Annotated in this window: 19 protein-coding genes; 8 read left to right on the top strand and 11 right to left on the bottom strand. The window is 70.1% G+C overall.

The genetic code is table 11. From position 1 onward, the window contains the following. Window positions 1–1,350 carry a replicative DNA helicase gene (gene dnaB / locus MTQ12_RS04355; RefSeq protein WP_247424322.1) on the bottom strand — a complete coding sequence of 450 codons (1,350 nt, stop codon included), beginning with the start codon at window positions 1,348–1,350 and terminating at the stop codon, window positions 1–3. Window positions 1,351–1,533: 183 nt separating this feature from the next. Here dnaB and MTQ12_RS04360 point away from each other — a divergent pair, with 183 nt between their 5' ends. Next, entirely contained in the window at window positions 1,534–2,214 is a 681-nt protein-coding gene (locus tag MTQ12_RS04360; protein WP_247424326.1) for a hypothetical protein, read from the top strand. A 145-nt stretch (window positions 2,215–2,359) separates the two neighbouring features. On the opposite strand, the gene MTQ12_RS04365 is transcribed toward MTQ12_RS04360, so the two are convergent. The 10 genes from MTQ12_RS04365 to MTQ12_RS04410 form a co-directional block, all read right to left on the bottom strand. Further along, window positions 2,360–3,214: a MerR family transcriptional regulator gene (locus MTQ12_RS04365; RefSeq protein WP_247424329.1), complete on the bottom strand. Its 855-nt coding sequence runs from the start codon at window positions 3,212–3,214 to the stop codon at window positions 2,360–2,362. 133 nt (window positions 3,215–3,347) lie between these two features. Beyond that, window positions 3,348–4,658, bottom strand: coding sequence for a DUF445 domain-containing protein (locus tag MTQ12_RS04370; RefSeq protein ID WP_247424333.1), 1,311 nt, complete (start codon window positions 4,656–4,658; stop codon window positions 3,348–3,350). Between the two features lie 331 nt (window positions 4,659–4,989). After that, window positions 4,990–5,448, bottom strand: coding sequence for a 50S ribosomal protein L9 (rplI, locus tag MTQ12_RS04375; RefSeq protein ID WP_137318532.1), 459 nt, complete (start codon window positions 5,446–5,448; stop codon window positions 4,990–4,992). 19 nt (window positions 5,449–5,467) lie between these two features. Further along, window positions 5,468–5,707, bottom strand: a complete 240-nt coding sequence (gene rpsR / locus MTQ12_RS04380) for a 30S ribosomal protein S18 (RefSeq protein ID WP_137318531.1) — start codon at window positions 5,705–5,707, stop codon at window positions 5,468–5,470. A 28-nt stretch (window positions 5,708–5,735) separates the two neighbouring features. Next, on the bottom strand, window positions 5,736–6,380 hold the full coding sequence (locus MTQ12_RS04385; RefSeq protein ID WP_247424337.1) for a single-stranded DNA-binding protein: 645 nt from the start codon (window positions 6,378–6,380) through the stop codon (window positions 5,736–5,738). Window positions 6,381–6,414: 34 nt separating this feature from the next. After that, a complete protein-coding gene (rpsF, locus tag MTQ12_RS04390; RefSeq protein WP_247424495.1) occupies window positions 6,415–6,705 on the bottom strand; it encodes a 30S ribosomal protein S6 in 291 nt (96 codons plus the stop codon). Window positions 6,706–6,820: 115 nt separating this feature from the next. Further along, the gene (locus tag MTQ12_RS04395; protein ID WP_247424340.1) at window positions 6,821–8,194 is read right to left on the bottom strand and encodes a hypothetical protein; all 1,374 of its coding nucleotides are present in this window, start codon (window positions 8,192–8,194) and stop codon (window positions 6,821–6,823) included. A 106-nt stretch (window positions 8,195–8,300) separates the two neighbouring features. Continuing rightward, the gene (locus MTQ12_RS04400) at window positions 8,301–10,649 is read right to left on the bottom strand and encodes a transglycosylase domain-containing protein (RefSeq protein ID WP_247424343.1); all 2,349 of its coding nucleotides are present in this window, start codon (window positions 10,647–10,649) and stop codon (window positions 8,301–8,303) included. Window positions 10,650–10,786: 137 nt separating this feature from the next. Further along, a complete protein-coding gene (locus MTQ12_RS04405; RefSeq protein WP_247424347.1) occupies window positions 10,787–12,499 on the bottom strand; it encodes an AMP-binding protein in 1,713 nt (570 codons plus the stop codon). A 96-nt stretch (window positions 12,500–12,595) separates the two neighbouring features. Further along, entirely contained in the window at window positions 12,596–14,065 is a 1,470-nt protein-coding gene (locus MTQ12_RS04410; RefSeq protein ID WP_247424497.1) for a CCA tRNA nucleotidyltransferase, read from the bottom strand. Between the two features lie 134 nt (window positions 14,066–14,199). On the opposite strand from MTQ12_RS04410, the gene MTQ12_RS04415 reads away from it, so the two are divergent. The 7 genes from MTQ12_RS04415 to MTQ12_RS04445 all read left to right on the top strand — a co-directional run bounded on the left by MTQ12_RS04415 (window position 14,200) and on the right by MTQ12_RS04445 (window position 24,201). Further along, the gene (locus MTQ12_RS04415) at window positions 14,200–14,688 is read left to right on the top strand and encodes an NUDIX hydrolase (protein ID WP_137318527.1); all 489 of its coding nucleotides are present in this window, start codon (window positions 14,200–14,202) and stop codon (window positions 14,686–14,688) included. Continuing rightward, window positions 14,685–17,057: a DUF6049 family protein gene (locus MTQ12_RS04420; protein ID WP_247424350.1), complete on the top strand. Its 2,373-nt coding sequence runs from the start codon at window positions 14,685–14,687 to the stop codon at window positions 17,055–17,057. Before MTQ12_RS04415 ends, MTQ12_RS04420 begins: the two co-directional genes overlap by 4 nt. Window positions 17,058–17,065: 8 nt before the next feature. Beyond that, complete coding sequence (gene murJ / locus MTQ12_RS04425) at window positions 17,066–18,706, top strand: murein biosynthesis integral membrane protein MurJ (protein ID WP_137318525.1); 1,641 nt, start codon at window positions 17,066–17,068, stop codon at window positions 18,704–18,706. 61 nt (window positions 18,707–18,767) lie between these two features. Then, complete coding sequence (locus tag MTQ12_RS04430; RefSeq protein WP_247424352.1) at window positions 18,768–21,545, top strand: hypothetical protein; 2,778 nt, start codon at window positions 18,768–18,770, stop codon at window positions 21,543–21,545. A gap of 165 nt (window positions 21,546–21,710) precedes the next feature. Beyond that, window positions 21,711–22,652, top strand: a complete 942-nt coding sequence (trxB, locus tag MTQ12_RS04435; protein ID WP_247424355.1) for a thioredoxin-disulfide reductase — start codon at window positions 21,711–21,713, stop codon at window positions 22,650–22,652. Window position 22,653: 1 nt separating this feature from the next. Then, window positions 22,654–22,974 (top strand): thioredoxin, encoded by a 321-nt coding sequence (trxA, locus tag MTQ12_RS04440; RefSeq protein ID WP_137318522.1) that lies wholly within the window; start codon window positions 22,654–22,656, stop codon window positions 22,972–22,974. An 87-nt stretch (window positions 22,975–23,061) separates the two neighbouring features. Further along, window positions 23,062–24,201, top strand: a complete 1,140-nt coding sequence (locus tag MTQ12_RS04445) for a peptidoglycan-binding protein (RefSeq protein WP_247424358.1) — start codon at window positions 23,062–23,064, stop codon at window positions 24,199–24,201. The last annotated feature ends 81 nt before the right edge of the window (window positions 24,202–24,282 follow it).

Consider the following 24,282-nt stretch of genomic DNA (forward strand, 5'->3'; position numbering starts at 1 on the left):
CTACTGCGGCATGTTCGCGAAGCGGCTCCGCGCGCCCTGGAAGGCGACCTTGATCTCCCCGGTCGGGCCGTTGCGGTGCTTGGCGACGATGATGTCGGCCTCGCCGGCGTGCGGCGACTCCTTGTCGTACATGTCGTCGCGGTGGATGAGGAGCACCATGTCCGCATCCTGCTCGATCGAACCGGACTCGCGAAGGTCGGAGATCATCGGCCGCTTGTCCGTGCGCTGCTCGGAGGAGCGGTTGAGCTGCGACAGCGCGACCACGGGCACCTCGAGCTCCTTGGCCAGCAGCTTGAGCGAGCGCGAGAACTCCGAGACCTCCTGCTGACGCGACTCGACGCGCTTGCCCGAGCTCATGAGCTGGAGGTAGTCGATGACGACCATCTTGAGATCATGCTGCTGCTTGAGGCGGCGGCACTTCGCCCGGATCTCGGTGAGCGCCATGTTCGGCGAATCGTCGATGAAGAGCGGAGCCTCGTTGATCCGCGCCATCGTCGACGCGAGCGTCGTCCAGTCCTGCGGCGTGAGCTCGCCGCGGCGCAGGTTCTGCAGCTTGATGCTCGACTCCGCGCTGAGCAGGCGCATCGACAGCTCGATGCGCCCCATCTCGAGCGAGAAGATCACGGTCGTCTGCTGCGCATGGATCGCGGCCGCGCGCACCATGTCGAGCGCGAGCGTCGACTTGCCCACACCGGGTCGGGCGGCGATGACGATCATCTGCCCGGGGTGCAGGCCGTTCGTCAGCTGGTCGAACTCGGTGAAGCCGGTGGGCACGCCGGCGGTATCGCCCTCGTGGTCCCCCGATCGCTCGATCTCCGCAGCCGTGGCCTCGATGATCTCCGAGAGCCGGACGTAGTCCTCCGCCGTGCGCCGCTCGGTGACCTGGTAGATCTCCGACTGCGCCCGGTTGACGAGCTCATCGGTGTCGCCCTCGGCGTCGTAGCCCATCTGCACGATCCGGGTGCCGGCCTCAACGAGGCGGCGCAGCAGCGCCCGCTCGCGCACGATCGTGCCGTAGAACCCGGCGTTCGCCGCGGTCGGCACCGAGGACATGAGGGTGTGGAGGTAGGCGGCGCCGCCGATCCGGGCGAGGTCGCCGGACTTCGACAGCGCGTTGGACACCGTCACCGCATCGGCGGGCTCGCCGCGGGCGTAGAGGTCGAGGATGCAGTCGTAGACGGTCTCGTGCGCCGGCTTGTAGAAGTCCTCGCCGCGCATGCCCTCGACGACGTCGGCGATCGCGTCCTTCGACAGGAGCATCGCACCGAGCACGCTCTGCTCGGCCTCGAGGTCCTGGGGCGGCGTCCGGAGTCCGCCCTCGGCCCGCTGCCAGTCGTTCGATTCGCTCATTCTCCCCGTCCCGCGCACAGCTCGATCCACCGGCATCGCACCGGCCACACAACTCTATCGCGGCCCGCGGACGCGCTAGGTCCGTTACAGCTAGACATCTCTGATCGGTGAAGAAGGCCAGCTACTATTAACTTCGAAGCACTTGAGATTATTCTGGCACCCACTCGATGACGAGGAATGACCATGGCAATTGAAGAGCAGCTCGCAGCGGTGATGAAGTCCGTTTCCGAAATTCCAGACGACAAGTTCACCGCATATCCGGGTGGGTGGCCGAACGAGATCTCGACGGCTCTCGTCGATGCTGTCTACTCGATCATGGCGAAGTACACCGCCGCAGACTCGACCAAAGGTGTAGAGGGGCGCCTGCGCACCTTTCGCCAGACCTATCCACAGGTCTTGAACGATCTGCAGTTCCTGGTCGACCTCGGAGAGGCTCCGATCAGAGAGGTGATGGGAAACGGAAAAGTCGGGCGTTCCGATATTCGGCATAAGAGTGTGGCCATCATTGAGGCGGCCACGAACTTTCTCGCGATGGAACCGCCCGTGCGTACTTCGTCCAGTTTTCTCGTTGCTGATCAGGCAAAGCTCAAGCGCGAATACTGCGCTGTGCACGGATTGGGCTGGGTGACTTTTGAGTATCTGTGCATGAATCTCGGCGTGCCTGGAGTCAAAGCAGACACGATGATCGTCCGGTTCATCAACGAAGCGTTGGCGAAGAAGGGACTCCCCAGCGTGTCACCAACGGAAGCGCGGGAACTGACAGTCGCGGCACATGAAGCCTCCGGCCGATCCGAAGGATTGACGAACTTCGACCACGCGATCTGGCTCACCGAAAGTGAACGGGTCAACGACCCGGACAACTAAACAACTGTCCCGAGCACGAACCGGTGGACGCACTACGACTAGGAAAGTGCCCACCGGCCCTGCCCGCTGACGTCGCCGAGGCGCGCACCGGCGACGCTCTCACGTCACCGGCCGCGCACCTCGGCTCCGGTCGGGCCACCGGTGGTCACTCCCACTCGGCGGTCTCCGGGTCGACCCCGTTCGCCCGCGCATCGGCCTCGATGACCTCGCGCAGCCACGCGGCCAGGCCCGCCTCACGCGAATCGTAGTGCTCGCGGAAGCGCGGGTCCTCGGTGTAGCCGCGGGCGATGAGCACGTGCTTGGCGTGCGTCGCCTCGAACCACTGCCCGATCGACTCCCGGTGCCGCTGCGCGAGCGCGTTCGCCTCCGCGGAGCCGGGGGCCACACCGCGGCGCTTCGCTGCCGCGAGGTCGGCCTCGAGCGCCTCGGCGTCCTGCTTGACCCGATCCCAGTCGGACCGATCCATCTGCGCCTTGCGCGCCTCGGACCGGGCCCATTCCTCGGTGTCGCCCCAGCGCTGCTCCGCCTCGCGGTGCCACTCCGGGTTCCAGTCCGTGCCCAGGACCTCGGCCTGCTGCTCGGGGGTGAGATTCTTGTCCATGTCTTCGACCTCCATCATCTGTTCGACCGCAGACTTCATGGCCTGCAGGCGGGCGATCCGATCGGCGAGGAGATCATGCTGGCTGCGCAGCTGCTCGGCCACATCGGCCTCCGGAGCGTCGAGCAGGTCCCCGATCCGCTCCAGGCTCATCCCGAGCTCGCGATAGACCAGCACCTGCTGCAGCCGGGCGATGTCCGCCCGCCCGTACAGCCGGTAGCCGGCCCACGTCCGCGCGCTCGGGCACACGAGTCCCAGCGCATCCCAGTGATGCAGAGTCCGCACGCTCACGCCCACGAGCTCGGCGGTCCGGCCGACGGTGAGTCCCGCCTCGGCGTCCCCGAGGTGGGTTTCGTCCTCCGCCGACTCCCGCCGTGCCCGAGGTGCGTGCGCGTCCGGCATCACTGCCGCCGTTCTCCTTCGATCGTCGTCCACAGAATCACTGTCGTGCCTCACGGCGCGTGAGGGTCAAGTCCGTGCATCCGGGAATCCGCAGGCGCCGGACCGTCCTGCCCGGCGCCTGCGGCCCCGCGCCTCAGATCCTCGGCAGGATCAGCGTGATGGCGTGGATGACCAGGCCGACGAGCGCGCCGATCACCGTGCCGTTGATGCGGATGTACTGGAGGTCGCGGCCCACGTAGAGCTCGATCCGGTCCGAGGCCTCGCGCGCGTCCCAGCCGGCGATCGTGTCGGAGATGACGCTCGCGAGCTCAGGACCGAACGACTCCGCGAGGTCGCCGGCGGCTCTCGCGATGCAGTCGTCCATCGACCGGGCGAACTCGACGTCGTTGACCATCCGGTCCGCGATCTGGGCGAGCAGGCCGCGGATCCGGGCGTGCACCTCGCCCTCGGTGTCGAGCACCGCGCCGCGCAGCAGGCGCTTGAGCGAGGCCCACACCTCGAGCACCGAGTGGACGACGCCCTCCTGCCGCAGCAGATCGTCGAGCACACCTTCGGCCCGTTCCGCGATCGTGGTGTCGCTCTTGAGCGCCTCGGCGAGTTCGAGCAGCCAGCGGTCGAGGGCCTGCCGGGCCTTGTGGTACGGCTGATCCCGCACCTCGGCGACCCAGCCGAGCACCTCCTTGCGCAGGCGGTTGGACACGGTGTCGTTGAGGAACCCGGGCACCCAGTCCGGTGCCTTCTGCGCGACGATCTCATCGATGACGCGTGGGTTGTTCGCCAGCCACACATAGGCCTCGCCGACGACGAGGTCGACGAGCCGGTGGTGCGCCCCGTCCTGCACGATCTCCTGGAGCAGCCGGCCGAGCACCGGGGACTTGTGGGTGGAGACGAGCTTGGGGACGAGGACGTTTCGGGTGATGCCCTCGATCGCATCGTCGTCGACACGCTTGAGCACGTACTCGAGGCCCTGCCCGGCCCGCTCGACGACGATCGCCTGGTTCTTCTCCTGCTCCAGCCAGTTCCCGGCCCGGCGGGTGATCTCCGCCTTCCGCAGCTTCGGAGCCACGGTGTGCGACTTGAGGAAGTTCACCGCGACGAAGTTCGACAGGCTTTCCCCGAGCACGTCCTTCTTGCGCGGGATGATCGCGGTATGGGGGATCTTGAGGCCCAGCGGGTGCCGGAACAGCGCGGTGACCGCGAACCAGTCCGCGATCGCACCGATCATCGCCGCCTCCGAGGCGCGCGCGACGAAGCCCCACACGCCGGTGAGGTCGGTGAACAGATGGGTGACGAGGAAGACGAGGGCGGCGAGGACGAGCAGTCCGGTGGCCAGCCGGCGCATCCGCCGCAGCCCTTCGGCCCGCTCGGCGTCCTCCGGCTCGGTGGTGAGCGCGGGGCGCGGGGCCGGTGGCGCGATGTTCTCTCGGGTCGGAAGCTGGGTCATGTGCGCCATTGTTCCACTCCCCGCTGGAACCGGAGCACACGCGTGGGCTCGCGATCGTGGGAGTTTCGGTGGAGTGTACGCCCGTCGATGCCACCACTCTCCACCGGAAGTCGCACAGTCCGCCCGCGGGCGCCGGCCGAGCACGACGCCCCGCTCGACGGCTCCGCCCGACGGCCGCGCGCACCGCGGCCCGGCACCTGCCCGACAACGCCCGAGGCGCCGCGCCCCTGTGGGGACGCGGCGCCTCGATCGAGCGGCCGTGCGCTGAGACTGCACTATCCGGCGATTCCGTTCTCAGGAACCTTCGGATTCTGCAGTCTGGAGCAGTCGATCAGGCCTTGCCGATGACGTCGAACTTGGCGTTCGCGGTGATCTCCTCGTGCACGCGCACGGTGGCGGTGTACGAACCGGAGCTCTTGACGTGACCGGGCAGCGCGACGGCGCGACGATCGATGTCGACACCGGCGGAGGCGGCGAGCGCCTCGGCGACGAGGGCCGGGGTGACGGCGCCGAACAGGCGACCCTGCGCACCGGCCTTCATCTCGATCTTCGCCGAGGTCGACTCGAGCTTCTCCTTGAGAGCCAGGGCCTCGTCGCGGTCCGCGATCTGGCGCGCCTGACGCGACTTGCGCAGGGCGTCGATCTGCTTCTGCGCGCCCTCGCTCCACGGGGTCGCCCAGCCTCGCGGGATGAGCAGGTTGCGCGCGTAGCCCGCACGCACCTCGACGACGTCGCCGGCGGCACCGAGGCCGTCGACTTCATGGTTGAGAATGAGCTTCTTGGTAGCCATGGTTGATTCCCCTAACGGATCAGCGAGACGAGCTCGAGTAGGGAAGCAGAGCCATTTCGCGGGCATTCTTCACTGCCTTGGCGATGACGCGCTGCTCCTGCACGGTCACACCGGTGACGCGGCGGGCACGGATCTTGCCGCGGTCGGAGATGAACTTGCGCAGTGTGGACGTGTCCTTGTAGGTGATCTGCGAAGCCTCACCCGGCTTGAGCGGGTTCGCCTTCTTCTTGATCGGCTTCCGGGGGTCCGGCTTTGCCATGAGTGTCTCCTGTCAGAAAAAGTGTTGATCAGAACGGGGGCTCGTCGTCGGTCGGGTTGCCCCAACCGCCGCCCTGTCCGCTCTGCGGGGTGGACGATGCCCAGGGGTCGTCCTGCTGCGACTGCTGCGGGGGGCGGTTGTAGCCGCCCTGGCCTCCTTGGCCGCCCTGGGAGTAGCCGCCACCGCCGGCATTGGGGTTCTGTCCCCATCCGCCGCCGGAGTTGCCGCCTCCCTGGCCGCCGGCGCCGCCCGCGGCATTGCCGCCGCGTCCGCCGCCATAGTTGCCGCCGCCGCCGAAGCCGCCGCTGCGCTCGTTCTTCGTCACGCTCGCCGTGGCGTAGCGCAGGCTCGGGCCGACCTCGTCGACGTCGAGCTCGAAGACCGTGCGGCGTTCGCCCTCCTTGGTCTCGAAGGTGCGGGACTTCAGACGTCCCTGGACGATCACTCGGGAACCGCGCTGGAGCGACTCGGCGACGTTCTCGGCCATCTCGCGCCAGGCGTTGCAGCGGAGGAACATCGTCTCCCCGTCCTTGAACTCCTGGGCCTGGCGGTCGAACGTCCGCGGGGTCGAGGCGACCGTGAAGTTGGCGACGGCCGCGCCGTTCGGGGTGAACCTGAGTTCGGGATCGGCGGTGATGTTTCCAACGACGGTGATGATGGTCTCGCCTGCCATGCTGGCTCCTTAGATCAACGGCTCCGGTGAGTGATTACTTGGCGTCCGGGCGCAGGATCTTGGTCCGCATGACGGTCTCGTTGAGCCCGAGCTGGCGGTCCAGTTCCTTGGTGGTGGCCGGAGTGGCGTGGAAGTCCACGACCACGTAGTAGCCTTCGGCCTTCTTCTGGATCTCGTACGCGAAGCGACGACGTCCCCAGACATCCACATTGTCGACGGTTCCGCCATCAGCGGGAACCACCTTCAGCAGCTTTTCGACAGTGGCGCTCACATTGCGCTCGTCGACTTCCGGATCAAGGATGAGCATGAGCTCGTAATGACGCACGTGTAACCCACCTCCTCTGGTCTCAGCGGCCATGGTCGGTCCATGGCAGGAGGGTACATACGTTGTGTCGGGCCCACCGGCGGAACGGTCCGCCGGCAGCACAGACCTCACCATTCTAGTGATTCGGCCGGGCCGTGTCACCTTCGCCGGGGCCTTCGCCCGGCACGCTGCTCGCGATGTCGGATCCGGCGGCGGCCGACACCGCATCGGCTGTCGAGTCCCGCGACATGCGGGCCGGGGGTGCGGCGCGGAGCCGCTCGGTGGCGAGGTACACGAGGAAGGCGAGGGCGAAGAGGCGCAGCAGGGTGAAGACCGACAGCCACATCGGGGACAGCCCTTCGCTCGCGTCGAGCGCGGTGACGTCGGACAGGTGGACGGCCGCCGCGAGGGCCGCCTCGGACAGCCCCCAGGCCACCTGCACCCACAGGTGCCGCACGGCGAGCGCGGCGAAGGGGACCAGCCACAGCGCGTTCCACGTGGGGGCGGCGGGCATGAACAGCAGGCTGAGGCCGAGCAGCACGGTCGCCACCGCCGGCAGCGACAGCGGTGCGGCCGACCGGCCGGCGAGCATCACGGCGCACGCGATGCCGAGCGCGAGCACCCAGACGATCACCGATACCGCGGTGAGCAGGCCGGGGTCGAGGGACCGCTCGTAGCTCAGCAGGGAGACCACGGAGCCGCGGTCGATCGCCTCGGCCCACCAGGCCGCGAGACGGCCGAACAGGCGGCCGTCGAGGACGATGAGCACGCCCACGGCGACGATGAACGCACCGCACGCCGCGATGAGGTCGGTGGTCTCGCGGCGTGAGACCAGGACGAGAGCGAGCGCGAGGACCACGACGAGGGCGAGCGGATTGATGAACGCTGCGAGCCCGAGCAGCGCGCCGGCGACCATCGGCGAGCGCGGCACCCGGGAGGGCGCCGGCCGCAGGAGGACGACCGCCCACAGCGCCAGCGCCACGCCCACGGGGTCGAGCGTCTGCCCGAGGGTGAACACGATGACCGGGGAGACGAACGCCACCGGGATCCACACCCGGTCCCCGCGGCTGCGCCCGAGGAGGAGCAGGGCGATGCCGGCCGCGGCGATCGCGAGCACGTTGAGGAGGAGGACGAGGACCATGAAGAAGGCGGTGTCGCCGGTCTCCGCCCCCGCACCCAGCCGCTCCGCGAGCCCCACGAGCCAGGCACTGGCGGGAGAGAACTCCGTGCTCGCTCCGGGGGCCCGGCCGGGGGCGTCCGGGAAGGTCGTCGCTGTGATCCCGTTGGCCAGGGGCGAGGCGCACATCCGGAACGAGGCGAAGGGCTGCTCCCAGCCACGCGCCACGCACGGGGCCTGGAGGAGCACGCCGAGCAGCGTGGTCACACCGAGCAGGCACATCGCGAGCACCCCGCCGACGATCCCGTGCTGCGGGCCGCCTGTGGCCAGACGCGCACCGCTGGGGCCGCCGAGCAGCGGGCGGGCCAGGGTCTCCGGGGTGAAGCGGGTCATGGAATCAGCCTAGAGGACCGGTGACCGTGCCGCCGGACCGCAGGGACACCGCAGGGCCCGGAGAGATCTCTCCGGGCCCTGCGATCCCGTACGGACCTGCCCTGACTCAGCCGCCGAGCTCGCCTTCGTCCTCGGGCGGGGGCTCCGGCGCCGGCGGGGGCTTCGGTTCCTCCGGCGGCTTCGGCTGCTCCGGGGGATCGGGAGCAGGATCATCCTCCGGCGGCTCCTCCGGTGCGGGCTCCTCCGGTGCGGGCTCCTGCTCCGGCGGCGGCTCCTCCTCCGGCTGCTCCTCGATCGGGGCCTCGTCCTCCTCCTCGCGCGGACGCTCCTGGCGCGGCTGGTCGTCGTCGTCGTTACCACGCGGCCGGTCCGGATTCGGATTCGGGTTCGGGTTCGGCCGGGCGGGCGGAGCCTGGTTCGGCACACCGGAGTCGTTCTTCGGCTTCTCGACGTCGGGCAGCTCACCGCGCTTGGGGAACTTCTCGATGTCCTCGCCCTCGAGCGCGTCATCCATGTACTGGGTCCACGCCTGGACGGGGAACGAGCCGCCGGTGATCGAGCCGCGGCCGCCGTAGGCCCCGATCTCCATCGGGTTGCCGGCCTCGTCCTCCCGGTAGATCGCCACCGAGGTCGCGAGGTTCGGGGTGTATCCGGCGAACCACGCGGAGTAGTTGTCCTGCGAGGTGCCGGTCTTTCCCGCGGCCGGGCGGCCGAGGTTCTGGGCGTAGGAGCCGGACCCGGAGGTCACGACACGGGACAGCGCATAGCTCGTCTCAGCCATGACGTTCTCATCGAACACCCGCTCGCCCTCGGTGTCGGCCTCGTGGACGACCTCGCCGTCGGGGTTCTCGACCTTCGCCACGGAGTGCGGGGCCCGGTGGATGCCGTTGGCGGCGAAGGTCGCGTACGCCGTGGTCATCCGGCCCACCGTCGGGCTCGCGGTGCCGAGCACATTCGCCGCGTTGGCCTCGAGGCCGCTCGTGTCCTCACCGAGCCCGGCGCGGATCGCGACGTCCTTGGTCTTCTCCGGTCCGACCTCGATATTCAGCTGCGCGTACGCGGTGTTGATCGAGCTCTGGGTGGCCCGGAGCAGGCTCACCGAGCCGTAGTTCGCGCCGCCGTAGTTGTTCGGCCGCCACGGCGTGCCGTCGTACATCATCGTCGTGCCGCTGTTGCCGGCGAAGTGGTCGGTGAGACGGAACCCGTTCTCCAGTCCGGCCACGAGCGTGAAGGGCTTGAAGGTCGAACCCGCCTGGGTGATGTCCTCCGTCGCCTGGTTCTGCTGCCGCTCGAGGTAGTCCTCGCCGCCGTACATCGCCTTGATGCCGCCGGTCTTCGGGTCGATCGACATGAGTCCGACGTGCATGCCCTCCTTGAGCTCGGGCAGGTCCTCGACGGCGTCGATCGCGGCCTCGACGTCCTCCTGGTTGTAGGTCGTGTGGATCTGCAGGCCGCCGCGGTCGAGCATCTCCGGGGTGATCCCGGCGTTGACGAGCTCCTTGCGGACGTTGTCGAGCAGGTAGCCGTTCTGACCGCGGAACTGGTTGTCCTTCTTCGCCTCGGACAGCTCCGGCATCTCGGTGCTCGCGGCCTCGTCCTCGGTGATGTAGCCGAGCTCGGCCATGTTCTCCAGCACGTAGCGGAACCGGTCCTCGTACTCCTCCGGGTTCTCCGCGGGGTCCGCGGCACCGGGGCGCTGGATCATCGCGGCGAGCAGCGCGCTCTCCGCGACGTCGAGCTCGGCGGCGGGCTTGCCGTAGTAGTTCTGCGCGGCGACCTCGATGCCGTAGCTCTGCCGGCCGAGGAAGATCGTGTTGAGGTAGTTCGCGAGGATCTCGTCCTTCGTCAGCTCCTGGTCGATCTTGATCGCGATGAACATCTCGCGGACCTTGCGGTCCATGCTGCGCTCGTTCGTGAGGTAGAAGTTCTTGACGTACTGCTGGGTGATCGTCGAGCCGCCGCCGGCGTAGTTGTCGGTGACGACGCCCCACACCGCGCGGGACAGGCCCTTGATGGAGATGCCGCGGTTCTCGTAGAACGACTGGTCCTCAGCCGCGATCGCCGCCTGCTGCATCGCCGGGGAGATCGCGTCGATCGGGACGCTGCGGCGGTCCTCGATCTTGAAGGTGCCGAGCGCGGTCTCGCCGTCGTCCCAGTAGACGGTCGACGTCTGACCCTCGGCCTCGACGTTGGGCTCGGGCACGTCGGTCACCACGTAGCCGATGCTGAACAGGCCGATGACGAGGACGAACATCGCCAGCACCCCGACGCCGATGAGGCGCAGGGACGGCAACCAGCGGGTCCACCCGGTCACCCCCGAGCGGGGGTAGTTGAGCAGACCCTTGTTCACCCCGGACCTCCCGGTGGAACTCGCGGCGGCCGAACCGGCCGCGGCGGTCTTCTGGTGCTTGGCCAAAGATTCTCCCTCGTCGCGCGAACCGGGCAATTCAAACACGCGAACTTTGGAAGTCGATGAGCGTGAGGTGTGAGCGGGCGCACTCGACCCCCGGACCCGAGCGCATCCGGACCCGATCCCGCGTCACCGGGCCGGCCCCTCCCGAGGCGTCCCGGGCGGTCGTCACCGGACCGGGCTCAGCCGCGCAGCTCGGGGAAGTCGGCGTCGGAGTACTCCGCGTGCTCGACCGTCGTCGTCCCCTCGGCGGGGTGCAGCTCGCGCTCCCGGCTCCGCAGCTCGACCCGGCGGATCTTGCCGGAGATCGTCTTCGGCAGCTCGGTGAACTCGATCCGCCGGATCCGCTTGTACGGGGCGAGGTTCTCGCGGCAGAACCTGAGGATGTCGCGGGCGAGCTCCGGGCTGGGATCCCAGCCGTAGCCGAGCACCACGTACGCCTTGGGCACCGCGAGCCGGACCGGGTCGGGCGAGGGCACGACGGCGGCCTCGGCGACCGCCTCGTGCTCGATGAGCACGCTCTCGAGCTCGAACGGGGAGAGCCGGTAGTCGCTGGCCTTGAACACGTCGTCGGCACGGCCCACGTAGGTGATGAAGCCGTCCGCATCCCGGGAGGCGACGTCGCCGGTGTGGTAGACGCCGTCCTCGAACGCCTCGGCGGTGCGCTCCTCGTCGTGCCAGTAGCCGACGGTCAGTCCCACCGGGCGCGGGTCGAGGCGCAGGCAGATCTCGCCCTCGTCGCCGATCTCCCCGGTCGCCGGGTCGCGCAGCACCACGTCGTAGCCGGGCAGCGGCCGGCCCATCGAGCCGTACTTGATCGGCTGGCCGGGCGGGTTGCCGATCTGCAGGGTGGTCTCCGTCTGCCCGAAGCCATCGCGGATGAGCACCCCCCAGGCGTCCTTGACCCGGTCGATGACCTCCGGGTTGAGCGGCTCGCCGGCGCCGAGCGCCTTCTGCGGCGGGGTGGACAGCAGGCCGAGATCGGCCTGGATGAGCATGCGCCACACGGTGGGCGGGGCGCAGAAGCTCGTCACGCCCACCCGCTCCATCGTGCTCATGAGCGCCGGGGCGTCGAAGCGGGAGTAGTTGTAGAGGAACACGCAGGCTTCGGCGATCCACGGGGTGAAGATGTTCGACCACGCGTGCTTGGCCCAGCCCGGGGAGGCGACGTTGAGATGGATGTCGCCGGGCTCCATGCCCATCCAGTACATCGTCGACAGGTGTCCGACGGGATAGGACACATGGGTGTGGGCGACCATCTTCGCCTTCGAGGTGGTGCCCGAGGTGAAGTAGAGGAGCAGCAGGTCGTCCGCCGGAGTCGGCCCGTCGGGCTCGAACCCGGCGGGGAAGTCGTCCGCCGTGGCGTAGGCGATGTCACCCTCGCGGGACGGTTCGCCGCCCACGACGATCCGGGTCAGCGGCAGGTCGACGTCGTCGAACTTCGCGGCGTCGGCGGCGGTGGCGACGACAAACGCGGCCTCACCGCGCTCGGCCCGGTCGGTGAGGTCGGCGGCCTGGAGCTGGGTGGTGGTCGGCAGGAGCACAGCGCCGAGCTTGAGCCCGGCGAGCATGGTCTCCCACAGCTCCACCTGATTGCCGAGCATGACCATGACGTGCGAGCCGCGGGTGACGCCGGCGGCGCGGAGCATGTTCGCCACCTGGTTCGAGCGCGCCGACAGCGTGCGGTAGCTCCAGATCCCCTCGGTGCCGTCCTGCTCGACGATCCACAGCGCCGGGGAGTCGTTGTCCCGGGCGACCTCGTCGAACCAGTCGAGGGCGAAGTTGAAGTGCTCGAAGCGGGGCCAGGTGAAGGCGGCGCGCGCCTGTTCGAGGTCGGTGCGCATCTCGAGCAGGCTGTCGCGGGCCTGCCGGAACGTGTCCGTCGCGGTGCTCATACGGTCTCCTTCGATGTATTCCGTCACCTCTGGCTTCAAGGTATCAGGCACCGGAGGCGCGGAACCGGGCGTCTCACGGCACTTCCCGCACTCCGGTCATCCCTGTCGTGCGTCCCACCATTCGCGCAGCACCGCCGCAGCGCGCTCCTCACCGAGCGGGCCGTGCTCCATCCGCTCCTCGAGGAGGAAGCGGTAGGCCTCGCCGACCTCGCGCCCGGGCGGGATGTCGAGCAGCGCCATGATCTGCTTCCCGTCGAGGTCGGGGCGGATCGCGTCGAGCTTCTCCTGCTCTGCGAGCGCGTTGATCCGCTCCTCGAGGTCGTCGTAGGCATGCGCCAGCCGCTCGGCCTTGCGGCGGTTGCGGGTGGTGACGTCGGACCGGGTGAGGATGTGGAGCCGGGGCAGCAGGTCCCCGGCGTCGGTGACGTAGCGGCGCACCGCGGAGTCCGACCAGCCGGCGTCCCCGTAGCCGTAGAACCGCAGGTGGAGCTCGACGAGCCGAGCGACCTTCTTCGTCGTGTCCTTGTCGAAGTGGAGGGCCTTCATCCGCTTCGCCGTCATCTTCGCCCCGACGACGTCGTGGTGGTAGAAGGTCACCGCACCGCCCGGCTCGAAACGGCGCGTCGAGGGCTTGCCGATGTCGTGCATGAGCGCGGCGAAGCGGACGACGAAGTCCGGCACCGGGAGGCGCTGCGGGTCCCCTTCGGCGATCCCCGTCTTCTCCTGCCGGGCGGCGTACCGGGATTCGAGCTCGATCGCCTGGTCGAGCACGGTGAGGCTGTGCTGGTAGACGTCCTTGTGGCGGTGGTGCTCGTCGCGCTCGAGGCGCAGGCCGGCGACCTCGGGCAGGATGCGCTCGGCGAGCCCGGTGTCGACGAGCAGCTCGATGCCGCGACGGGGTGCGGCCCCGCACACGAGCTTGACGAGCTCGTCGCGCACGCGCTCGGCGGACACGATGTCGATCCGCTCGGCCATCCCGGTCATCGCCTCGACGACCTCGCCGGCGGCGGCGAAGTCGAGCTGGGAGGTGAAGCGGGCGGCGCGCATCATCCGCAGCGGGTCGTCGCCGAAGCTCATCTCCGCGCTCCCCGGGGTGCGGATCCGGCCGGCCTCGAGGTCGGCGAGTCCGCCGAAGGGGTCGACGAACACGCGGGCGGGCAGCCGCACGGCCATCGCACCGATCGTGAAGTCGCGGCGCAGCAGGTCGTCGTCGAGGGAGTCGCCGAACGCCACGGTGGGCTTGCGGGACTCCGGGTCGTACGCCTCGGCGCGGTAGGTGGTGATCTCGATCTGGTAACCGGAGCGGATCATCCCGATCGTGCCGAACCTCCGGCCGATGTCCCAGTGCGCATCCGCCCAGCCGGTGATGAGCCGGAGGATGTCGTCGGGCCGGGCGTCGGTGGTGAAGTCGAGGTCGGGCATCCCCCGACCGAGCAGCGCATCGCGCACCGAGCCGCCGACGAGTGCGAGCTCGAACCCGGCGTCGGCGAATCGCTGCCCCAGGGGGCCGAGGACGGGGTCGAGCCCGTCGAGGGCATCGGCCAGCCGGGCATGGGCCTGGGCCAGGAACACCTGGGACCTCCTTGGGATCGCGTCGTCCCGGACCGTCGAATCGGGGACCCTCACCAGGGTACCGGCGCACGTCCCGGTGCGGGCGCGACGGCCACGAAACCTCCAGGTGCGGACGATAGAGTGAGGCCATGCCCAGGCCGTTGCCGAAGCCCGGACCGTTTCCGGTACGCTCCAACACCGTGGAGGAGACCTCCGCGGGCGGCATCGTGGTCGATTTCTCCCGTGCGGACCGGCCGGTCGCGGTGATCGCACGGATCAACCGGGCCGGGCGCCTCGAATGGTGCCTGCCCAAGGGTCACCTCGAGGGCGAGGAGACCGCCGCGCAGGCGGCCCGCCGCGAGGTCGCCGAGGAGACCGGCGTCGAGGGCAGCGTCGTCGCCCCGCTCGGCAGCGTCGACTACTGGTTCTCCGTCGCCGGCTACCGCGTCCACAAGGTCGTCCACCACTTCCTGCTCAGCGCCACCGGTGGGGAGCTCACCGTCGAGAACGACCCGGACCAGGAGGCGATCGACGCCGCCTGGGTGCCGTTCGACGAGCTCGGCTCGCGCCTGACCTTCGCCAATGAGCGCCGTATCGTCGCCGCGGCCCGCACCGTCCTGCCCCGGTACGCGCCGTGACGCTCGCCTCCCCCCGGCGCGGCGCCACCCTCGTTCTCCTCGCACTCCTCGTGCTGCTCCTCAGCGGGCTGCCGTTCCAGCTCACTCCCGCCGCGGCCGGCCCCGTGCCCCAGCCCCCGGTGGGGGCCCCCGATCCCGCAGCCGAGGCGCCCAGCACCCCGGAATCCGCCCCCGAACCGGGCACCGAGCTCGTCGTGGTCGACGAGATCACGCCCTGGCTCGACCCGGACGGCGCCCTGCGGGTGTCCGGCACGGTGATCAACCGCAGCGACACCGATCTGCGCACCCCGGCGCTCGAGCTGCGGATGTCCACCGATCGCCTCGACTCCCGCCTCCAGATCAACCGGTGGAGCGAACGCGGCGGCCGCCACCGGATCCTCGCCGCGAGCACCGACACCCCGTCCGGCGACCCCGACGACGCGCCCCAGGTGCCCGACCTGCCGGACTCGCTGGCACCGGGACAGGTCGCCGAGTTCGCCTTCGAGGTGCCGGCCGACCGCCTCGAGCTGCCCACCTCCTCCCCGATCTCCGCCTGGGGGGCGCGCGGGGTCGAGGTCGCCCTGTCCGGCCGGACCGATTCCGGTGCCGTCGCCGGCTCCGCGACCGGGTTCACCACCTGGTATCCGGACCCTGACCCGGACCCCACCTCGATCACCCTCGTCATGCCGGTGACGCTGCCGGGCTTCTCCTCCACCGGTCTCCTCCCGCAGGAGACGCTCGAGCAGGCTGCCGGGCCGGAGGGCCCGCTCACCGCGCTCCTCGCCGCAGCCGAGGTCGACCCGGCGATCGCGCTCGCGATCGACCCGCGCCTGCTCGCCTCGATCGACTCCGCGCTGCGCGCGTCCGAGCCCGCCGAACCGGAACCGTCCGCACCCCTGCCCACCGGGACGGCCGCGCCGAGCGAACCGTCCGAGCTCGTCACCGAGCCGGCCGACGGCACCGACCCCACCCCACTCCTGCGGGACTGGTTCACCCGCTTCGCCGACCTCGCCGAAGGCCGCACGCTCATCGCGCTGCCCTGGGCCGACGCCGACCTCGCCTCGCTCACCGAGGGTGACCTCGACGGACTCGCCGAACGGGCGCAGGAGGACGCGGCGATCGTCACCGAGATGTTCCCACAGGCCCGCACCGACGTCGTGTGGCCGGTGTCGGGCACTGTGACACAGGAACACCTGCCCGACCTCGTCACCCCGGACACGAACACCGTCGTCGTCTCCGACCTCCAGCAGCCGGCCCTCACCGGGTACACCTCGGACGCGCACTCGACGGTGACCGTCGCCGCGGGCCCTGAGGACGGAACGGGCGCGGACGACTCGGGATCCCGCGCGGCGGCCGACGACCCGGGCGACGGCTCCGGCGCCATGGAGGGCGGCGCGCGTGACACCTCGGCGGGCTCCCCGCGGATCCTCGACTCGCTCGTCGTCGACACCGGGCTCTACGACGCCGTCGCCACCGCTGGCGCAGCCGGGGCGCCCGCCGCAGCGGTGAGTGAGTACGTCGCGGAGAGCTCCGCGATCACTGCCGAGCGCCCCTACGACTCCCGCCACCTCTTCGTCACCCTGCCGCGCACGGCCGCGGACAGCTCCTGGCGGGACATCGCCGAGGCCACCCGCTCCGCCCCGTGGCTGGCCTTCCGCTCCGTCGACGCACTCCTCGAGGGGCAGCCGGTGTCCCGCGCCCCGGTCGTGGCCTCGACCCGTCGCACCGGTCTGACCGCCGAGGCCATCACCGGGCTGCGCTCCGCCCACTCCGCGGTGGGCGATTACGCAGCGGTGTTCAGCGATGCGGACTCCGCGCGCCGCGACCTCGACCGGATGATGCTCGGCTGCGCACAGGCCGCCTGGGCGGACGCCCCCAACCGCGCCGAGTGCACCGAGGCGCTCGACACCGAGGTCGCCGCGCTCACCAGCAGCATCCGACCCGAGGAGGGGTCCCCGGTGCTCCTCGTCACCGGCGAGCGCACGACGATCCCGATCCGGGTGGAGAACAGCTCGGGTCGACCCGCGACGGTGACCGTGCGCGTCACCGCGCCCACCCCCCAGCTGCGCACCGCGGTGAGCGAGACGGTGGAGCTCTCGCCGCACGAGAGCACGCGCGTCGACGTGCCCGTCGAGGGGCTCGCGAACGCCGACCTCATCACCCGGGTGGAGATCGTCGCGGACAACGGCTATGTCGTCCCGCACACCGGGGAGCTCATGGTGCGGGTGCGCGCCGACTGGGAGAACATCGGCACCGCCGTCATCGCCGCGGGCCTCCTCATCGTGTTCGTCGTCGGCCTCGCGAAGTCCGTGTCCCGCGGTCGGCGTAAGATTCCCAAGAGCCAGCTCGAGGCCGCCATGGCCCGGGCGCAGCAGAACGACCGAGGATAGGAGAACGGGTGGCACGCACCGGGATCTCCTCACTGGCGAAGTCCTCGGCGGTGATGACTGCCGGCACGCTCGCCTCGCGCATCCTCGGCTTCGTCAAGACCATGCTCCTGGCGACCGCGATCGGCGTGACGATCGGCGGCGCGGCCGACGCCTTCGACGTCGCCAACAAGGTCCCGAACAACCTCTACATGCTGCTCGCCGGCGGAGTCCTCAACGCCGTCCTCGTCCCGCAGATCGTCCGCGCGACCCGCCGCTCCGACGGCGGCCGGGACTTCACCAACCGGCTCCTCACGCTCACCCTCGTGCTCCTCCTCGGCGTCACGGTCATCGCCACCCTGTGCGCTCCGCTCCTCGTCCGCCTCTACTCCTCGTCCGCCTGGAGCCCGGAGCAGACCGCGCTCGCCGTCGCCTTCGCCTACTGGTGCCTGCCGCAGATCTTCTTCTACGGCCTCTACACGATGCTCGGGCAGGTGCTCAACGCGCACTCGTCCTTCGGTCCGTACATGTGGGCGCCGGTGGTCAACAACCTCGTGTCGATCGCCGGCCTCATCGTCTTCATCGTCGTGTTCGGCCCCGGCGAGGCCGGTCAGCACGCCGTCGGCACCTGGGACACCCCCAAGCTCGTCCTCCTCGCCGGCTCCGCCACGCTCGGCGTCGTCCTCCAGGCGCTCGTCCTGCTGTGGCCGCTCAAGCGCATCGGGTTCTCCTACCGGCCGACCTTCGGCTTCCGCGGCTTCGGCCTGCGCACCGCCGGCACCGTCGCCGGCTGGACCTTCGCCGCGGTGCTCATCGGGCAGCTCGGCTTCATCGTCACGAGCCGGGTCGCCGCCTCGGCGTCCTCGACCGGCGGGGAGGCCTCGGCATCGAACGCCGCGTACTCGGTCTCGTACCTCATGTTCATGCTCCCGCACTCGCTCGTCGCGGTGTCGCTCGCCACCGCGCTCTTCACCTCGATGAGCTCGTACGCCGCGGAGGACGACACGCGCTCGGTGCGCGGCTCGCTCACCCTCGGCCTGCGGGTGGTCGGGCTCGTCAACATGTTCGCCACCGTCGCCTTCATCGCGCTCGCCGGCCCCGCCGCGATGCTCATCGGCGGCGGATCCCAGGCCCAGGCCCGCTCGATCGGCCTCGTCCTCGTCACCATGGTCATCGGCCTCGTCCCGTTCAGCGCGAACTATCTGCTCCAGCGGGTGTTCTACGCCTACGAGGACGCCCGCACCCCGTTCTGGGTGCAGGTGCCGCAGGTCGCGCTCACCGCCGGCGGCGTGATCGCCTCCGGTGCGCTCCTGCCACAGCAGTTCGTCGTCGCCGGGATCGGACTGTCGATGAGCGTCGGCTACCTGTTCGCCTGCATCACGAGCGCCGCCCTGCTGCGCCGCCGCCTCGGGCATCTCGAGTCGACCGCGATCCTCGTCGCCCACCTCAAGTTCGCCGTCGCCGGTGCGCTCGCCTGCGCGGCGGGGATGGGTCTGCTCGCGTGGGCGGGCGAGGGCGCCTGGGCCGGGCGCGCCGGTGCGCTCGTCACCGTCGGCTGGATCGGCATCGTCATGCTCGGGGTGTACCTCGGCGTGTGCTGGCTGCTGCGGGTGTCGGAGCTCCACGCGGTCGCCGCCACGGTGCGCGCCAAGGTGAATCGCGGCGCGGGCTGAGACGAGGGCGCGGTGCCGAACGGTAGTATTCGACTCTGAGGCGAAGCAGGACTCAGCGGAGGTGGTCCCCCTGATCAACATCGAACGCGGCACGGTCATCGCCGACCGGTACGTCGTCTCCGAGGTCCGCCGACCCTGGTTGGCCGAGTTCCCCGAAGCGGGAACCGTGTGCCTCGTCATCGACGCCATCCTCGATGAGCCCGCGCAGCTGTTCGCCGCCGACGCCGCCCGCTCCGGCGACCTCCTCGACGCCGCCCGCCGCGCCGCGCTCCTCACCGATCCCCGGATCCCCGACATCCACGACGTCGGACGCGCCGACGGCATCGACTTCGTCGTCGTCGACCGCACCGAGGCCGTCGGCCTGCCCGCCCTCCTCGGCCACGGCCCGCTCGACCCCGAGGCGGCCCGCGCACTCGTCGGCGAGGCCGCGACCGCCCTCGTCCACGCCTCGAAGCGCGGCCTCCACCACCTGTGCCTGGGCCCGGAGTCCATCGCCCTGACCCCCACCGGAGAGGTCGAGGTCCAGGGGGTGGCGATCGACGCCGCCGTGGCCGACGGCCCCTACGAGCTCGGCCTCGACGCGCTGTCGAGCCGGGAGGCGCTGCGAGAGGACGCGCTCGCGCTCGTCAACATCCTCTATGCCGCGCTCACCGCGCACTGGCCCGGGCCCGAGGCGCGCAGCGGACTCGAGCCCGCGCCCAAGAAGAACGCCCTCATCGTCCGCGCCGAGTCGGTCACCCCCGGCATCCCGCGCGACCTCGAGGAGTTCGTCTCCGGAGTCGTCTCCAAGACCGAGGCCGGCCCGCGCAGTCCGAGCGAGATCGTGCGCTACCTGGGCGAATGGGACACCCGCGCCCTCCACCGGCTCGCCCGGGGCGGAACGGCCGAGCCCGGTGAGCCGCTGTTCCCCGGCGGCACCACCGACTTCAGCGGCACCCCGCGTGATTCTGCGCCCGGCAGCACCGCCGACGCTGCGAAGCGGGCGCCCGGACAGGCCCCGGGCGCCGAGTCCCCGGCGGGACGCCTCCCCGACACGGCAGGTCCGGCCGGAACCGGCGCTGCCGCGGCCGCCGCCGCCGCGGCGGGCACCACCGCCGGAAGCACCCCGTCGCTCCCCGAGCGCGGCACTCCCGCAGGGACGTCCGCCGGTGGCCGCAGCGGATCGCGGCCGAGCCGCACCCCCGTTGCGACACCCGCACCCGCCGCAGAGGAGTCCGCACCCACCCGCCGCGCCACGCCGCAGCAGCTCCAGGCCGCGCTCAAGCGCATCGGCATGGTGCGACCGGGCACCACCGGGCTGGCCGCAGGCCGCTCCGGCAGCGAGACCTCCCCGTTCGACGACCAGATGCAGATGCGTCGGGCGTCGACCTTCCCCGTGGCCGCGGCGAGCATGGACGAGGTCGCCGACGACACCCGCGAATGGCAGCCCGAGGACACCTTCTCGAGCTACTCCGAGTACGCCTCCCGCGAACAGGACCCCAACCTCACCGCCCCGATCCTCGATCGTGACGCGATATGGAACGACAGCGAGGACACCCAGGTCATCGAGCTCGACCGGGCCCCCGATCCCGAGGGCTCCGGTGAGGACGAGGACGACGGCTCGTGGTTCCTCGGCGGGATGTTCACCACCCGCGAGGAGGAGCTCGCCCGCCAGCGCGCCGAGTTCGAGCGCGAGCGCCGTCTCCAGCAGGAGGCCGAGGAGCGGCTGCGCCTCTCGGACCCGAACCGGCGGACCTCGCGCGGCGGAGTCGCCCACGACCTCGACGTCACCCCGGTCGAAGACGCTGCGGCGAGCGGCGGTTCAGGGGCCGGTGCCGGTTCCGGGGCCGTCGCAGCATCCCGCAGCGGTGCTGAGGCTGCGCCGAATGGCGGTTCCGGGGCGAACCCGGAAGATGCCAGCGAGCCAGGAGAGCAGGGTTCGAACCCTGCGGCTCGCAATGCTCCCTCGGTCATTCACACCGATGTTTCCGCACGTCAAAAGGGTTCGAACCCTGCAATGGTGAAGACCGGGGGCACGACAGATGCTCCTGGTGGTGCTGCAGCTGCTGCAGGTAATGCCGGACGGTCATCGGGCTCGGCGGAGACTTCGCCGAAGGATCGGCACTCGCGGCCCGCGCAGGCGCGGGCCGCAGCATCCGGATCCGCAGGCGCCGGCATTCCGGCTGCCGCGCACACTGCCGCCGGTGCCGCCGGCGGGAGCGGGTCGTCCGGTGCCGGTCCCGCGGATCGCGGATCGCGCAGCAGCTCGCTCAGGCCGCTGCCGCTCATCATCGGCGTCCTCGCAGTGCTCGTCGCGATCGGTCTCGTCATCGGTCTCTTCGTCCGGCCGGGCGAGGATCCGACGGCCGGGGAGACCACCGCTCCGCCCGCAGAACCGTCGTCCGCAGAGCCCTCGCCCACCGCGGAGGCCGGTCCGCCCCCGGTCATCGCGTCCGCCGAGGCCCTCGACCCGGAGGGGGACGGCAGCGAGAACGATGCCGCCGCGGAGAACGTGCTCCCCGGGGTGTCCGGAGTCTGGGAGACCGACCGGTACAACTCCGCAGAGTTCGGCAACCTCAAATCGGGCCTCGGGCTCGGCCTCGAGCTCGAGGATGAAGCGACCATCTCCTCCGTCGTGATCATCTCCGGCACCCCCGGTGGCGCCGTGGAGATCCGCGTGGGCGACTCGGCCGACCCGGAGGACGCGGAGACCGTCGCCACCGGCGAACTGCCCGACGACACCGGGACCATCGAACTCGACGAACCGGCCACGGGCACCCACGTGTTCGTCTGGATCACCGAGCTGCCCTCGGTCTCCGAGGGCTACCGCGCGCGGATCAGCGAGATCGAGCTGTCGTGACACCGCGGTCCCGGGCCACCTGTCCGGGCCCGCGGCAGCGCGCGCGGAATAACCCCGTGCACCGTCCTGTTGTGCGTACATCGAACTGATCCACCCCTCGCCTGCTCATCACGAGCAGGCGCCGTCACGACCGGCCCGCTGAGCCCCGGTCACCGAGGAGAATCCATGACCGAACGCCACGTCGTCATCATCGGCTCCGGCCCTGCCGGGTACACCGCCGCGATCTACGCCGCACGGGCGAATCTGCAGCCTGTCGTCATCGCGGGATCGGTGACTGCCGGCGGCGAGCTCATGAACACGACGGACGTCGAGAACTTCCCGGGCTTCCCCGAAGGCGTGCAGGGGCCCGACCTCATGGAGAGCATGCGGGCGCAGGCCGAACGCTTCGGTGCCGAGGTCGTGTACGACGACGTGACCGAGCTGCGGATGAATCCCGGCGCCCACGGCATCACCACGGCCCTCGGGACGGAGTACACGGCGCGCGCGGTCATCCTCGCCACCGGCTCGGCCTACCGGGAGCTCGGGCTCCCCAATGAGAAGGCGCTCTCCGGCCACGGCGTGAGCTGGTGCGCCACCTGTGATGGGTTCTTCTTCAAGGATCAGGAGATCGCTGTCGTCGGCGGCGGGGACTCGGCGATCGAGGAGGCGACCTTCCTCACCCGATTCGCCTCCAAGGTCACCCTCATCCACCGCCGCCAGGAGCTGCGCGCCTCGCAGGCCATGCAGGACCGTGCCAAGGCCGACCCGAAGCTCGAGTTCCTCCTCGACTCCGAGGTGGCCGAGATCCACGGTGAGGACGCGCTCACCGGGCTCACCGTACGCAGCACCGCCACCGGAGAGACGAGCGAGCTGCCCGTCACCGGTCTGTTCGTCGCCATCGGCTCCGATCCGCGCACGGAGCTGTTCAAGGATGCCCTCGAGATCCGCCCCGACGGCTATCTCGCCGTGGACGGCCGGAGCTCGCGGACCACGGTTCCCGGGATCTTCGCCGCCGGCGACGTCATCGATCCCATCTATCGTCAGGCGATCACCGCCGCCGGCTCCGGCTGCGTGGCCGCCACCGACGCCGAACACTACCTCGCATCACTCAACGACAAGGAGTCCTGAAATGACCAAGGAAGTCACCGACGCCACCTTCGACGCAGAGGTCCTCCAGTCCGACAAGCCTGTGCTCGTCGATTTCTGGGCACCCTGGTGCGGGCCCTGCCGCATGGTGTCCCCGATCGTCGACGAGATCGGCGAGGAGCAGGCGGAGAAGCTCACCGTCGTCAAGGTCAACACCGACGAGAACATGGAGACCGCCGCGAAGTACGGGATCACCTCGATCCCGGCGCTCTACGTGTTCCAGGACGGCGAGGTCGCGAAGACGATCATCGGCGCCCGGCCCAAGCCCGCGCTGCTCCAGGAGCTCGCAGAGTTCACCAGCTGATCCGTACTCAGCCGACCGCAAGGCGCCTGTTGTAAACTCAACAGGCGCCTTGCCCGTTCCCACCCCTAGTCGACCATTGCGAGAACGATGACACCCACCTCTGTTTTCCCCTCCCTGTCGCGGGGAGACCGCAGCGACATCCTGCTGGCGACCAAGTCGCAGCTGTCGCGCCTGGGGTACCCGGTGGGAGACTCCGATTCTCCGGAATTCGATCACCAGTTCGATTCCGTGATCCGCCGCTTCCAGCAGGAGCGGGGCCTCCTGTGCGACGGGCTGCTCGGCCCGGAGACCTTCGGTCAGATCGAGCTCGCCCGCTTCCGGCTCGGCGACCGGGTGCTTCGCTTCGATCCCGTCCGCCCGCTGCGCGGAGACGACGTGGCCGAGCTCCAGAAGATCCTCAGCCGCCTCGGCATCTACACTGATCGCATCGATTACATCTTCGCCGAGGCCACCGATGCGGCTGTCCGGGAAGCTCAGACCGGACTGGGGCTCCGATCGGACGGCATCGCCGGGCCGACCACGCTCAGCGGCCTCCGTGCAGTCAAGAGGGACCAGGGAGAGGGCGATGTCTTCGCGCTCCAGGAGCGCGCCCGCGTGACCGCCTCAGGACCCTCGCTCGCCGGGCGCGTCGTCGTCATCGAGGCGGCGACCACACGGACCGACTTCGTCACGACCACGTTTCCGCCCGGTACTCAATCATGTGCCGAGGAGTACGCTGCGGACATCGCCCGCCGGCTCGAGGGACGACTGTCAGCGCTCGGCGCCGCGACCGTCTACGTCGAGGACAGTGCTGAGCGCGCCACCCTCGGTGACGAGCTCGGCGCCTCGGCAATCGTCACGATCAATCTCGACAGCTCATCGTCCCCGAAGGCACAGGGAGCTGCGACGTACTACTTCGGACGCGGTGACGATCCGTCCGTCGCCTCCCCGGTGGGACGACGCCTGGCCGAGCTCATGCAGAAGGAGCTGTGTGCTCGCACCGGTCTTCTCGACTGCCGCAGCCACCCACGCACATGGGAGTCGCTGCGCAGGGTGCGCACGCCCAAGGTCCACGTCATGCCGGGCTACATCAGCAACGACGAGGACCGGGCCGCCCTCGAGGATCAGCGCCTCCGCGATCTCATCGCCGAATCCGTGGCCGTCTCCCTGCAGCGCCTCTACCTGCGCGAAGAGACCGACCCGCCCACCGGCACGCTCGACCTCGCCGCCGTCAGCTCTCAGCTCTGACGATCGTCCGCGCCACGGCCTTTCCGCGGCATCGGTCGGCCGCACTGCCCCGAGCGGCCCACTTCCGGTTGCGCAGCATTC

It is taken from the genome of Brevibacterium sp. R8603A2 (assembly GCF_023072605.1).
Lineage (GTDB): Bacteria > Actinomycetota > Actinomycetes > Actinomycetales > Brevibacteriaceae > Brevibacterium > Brevibacterium pityocampae.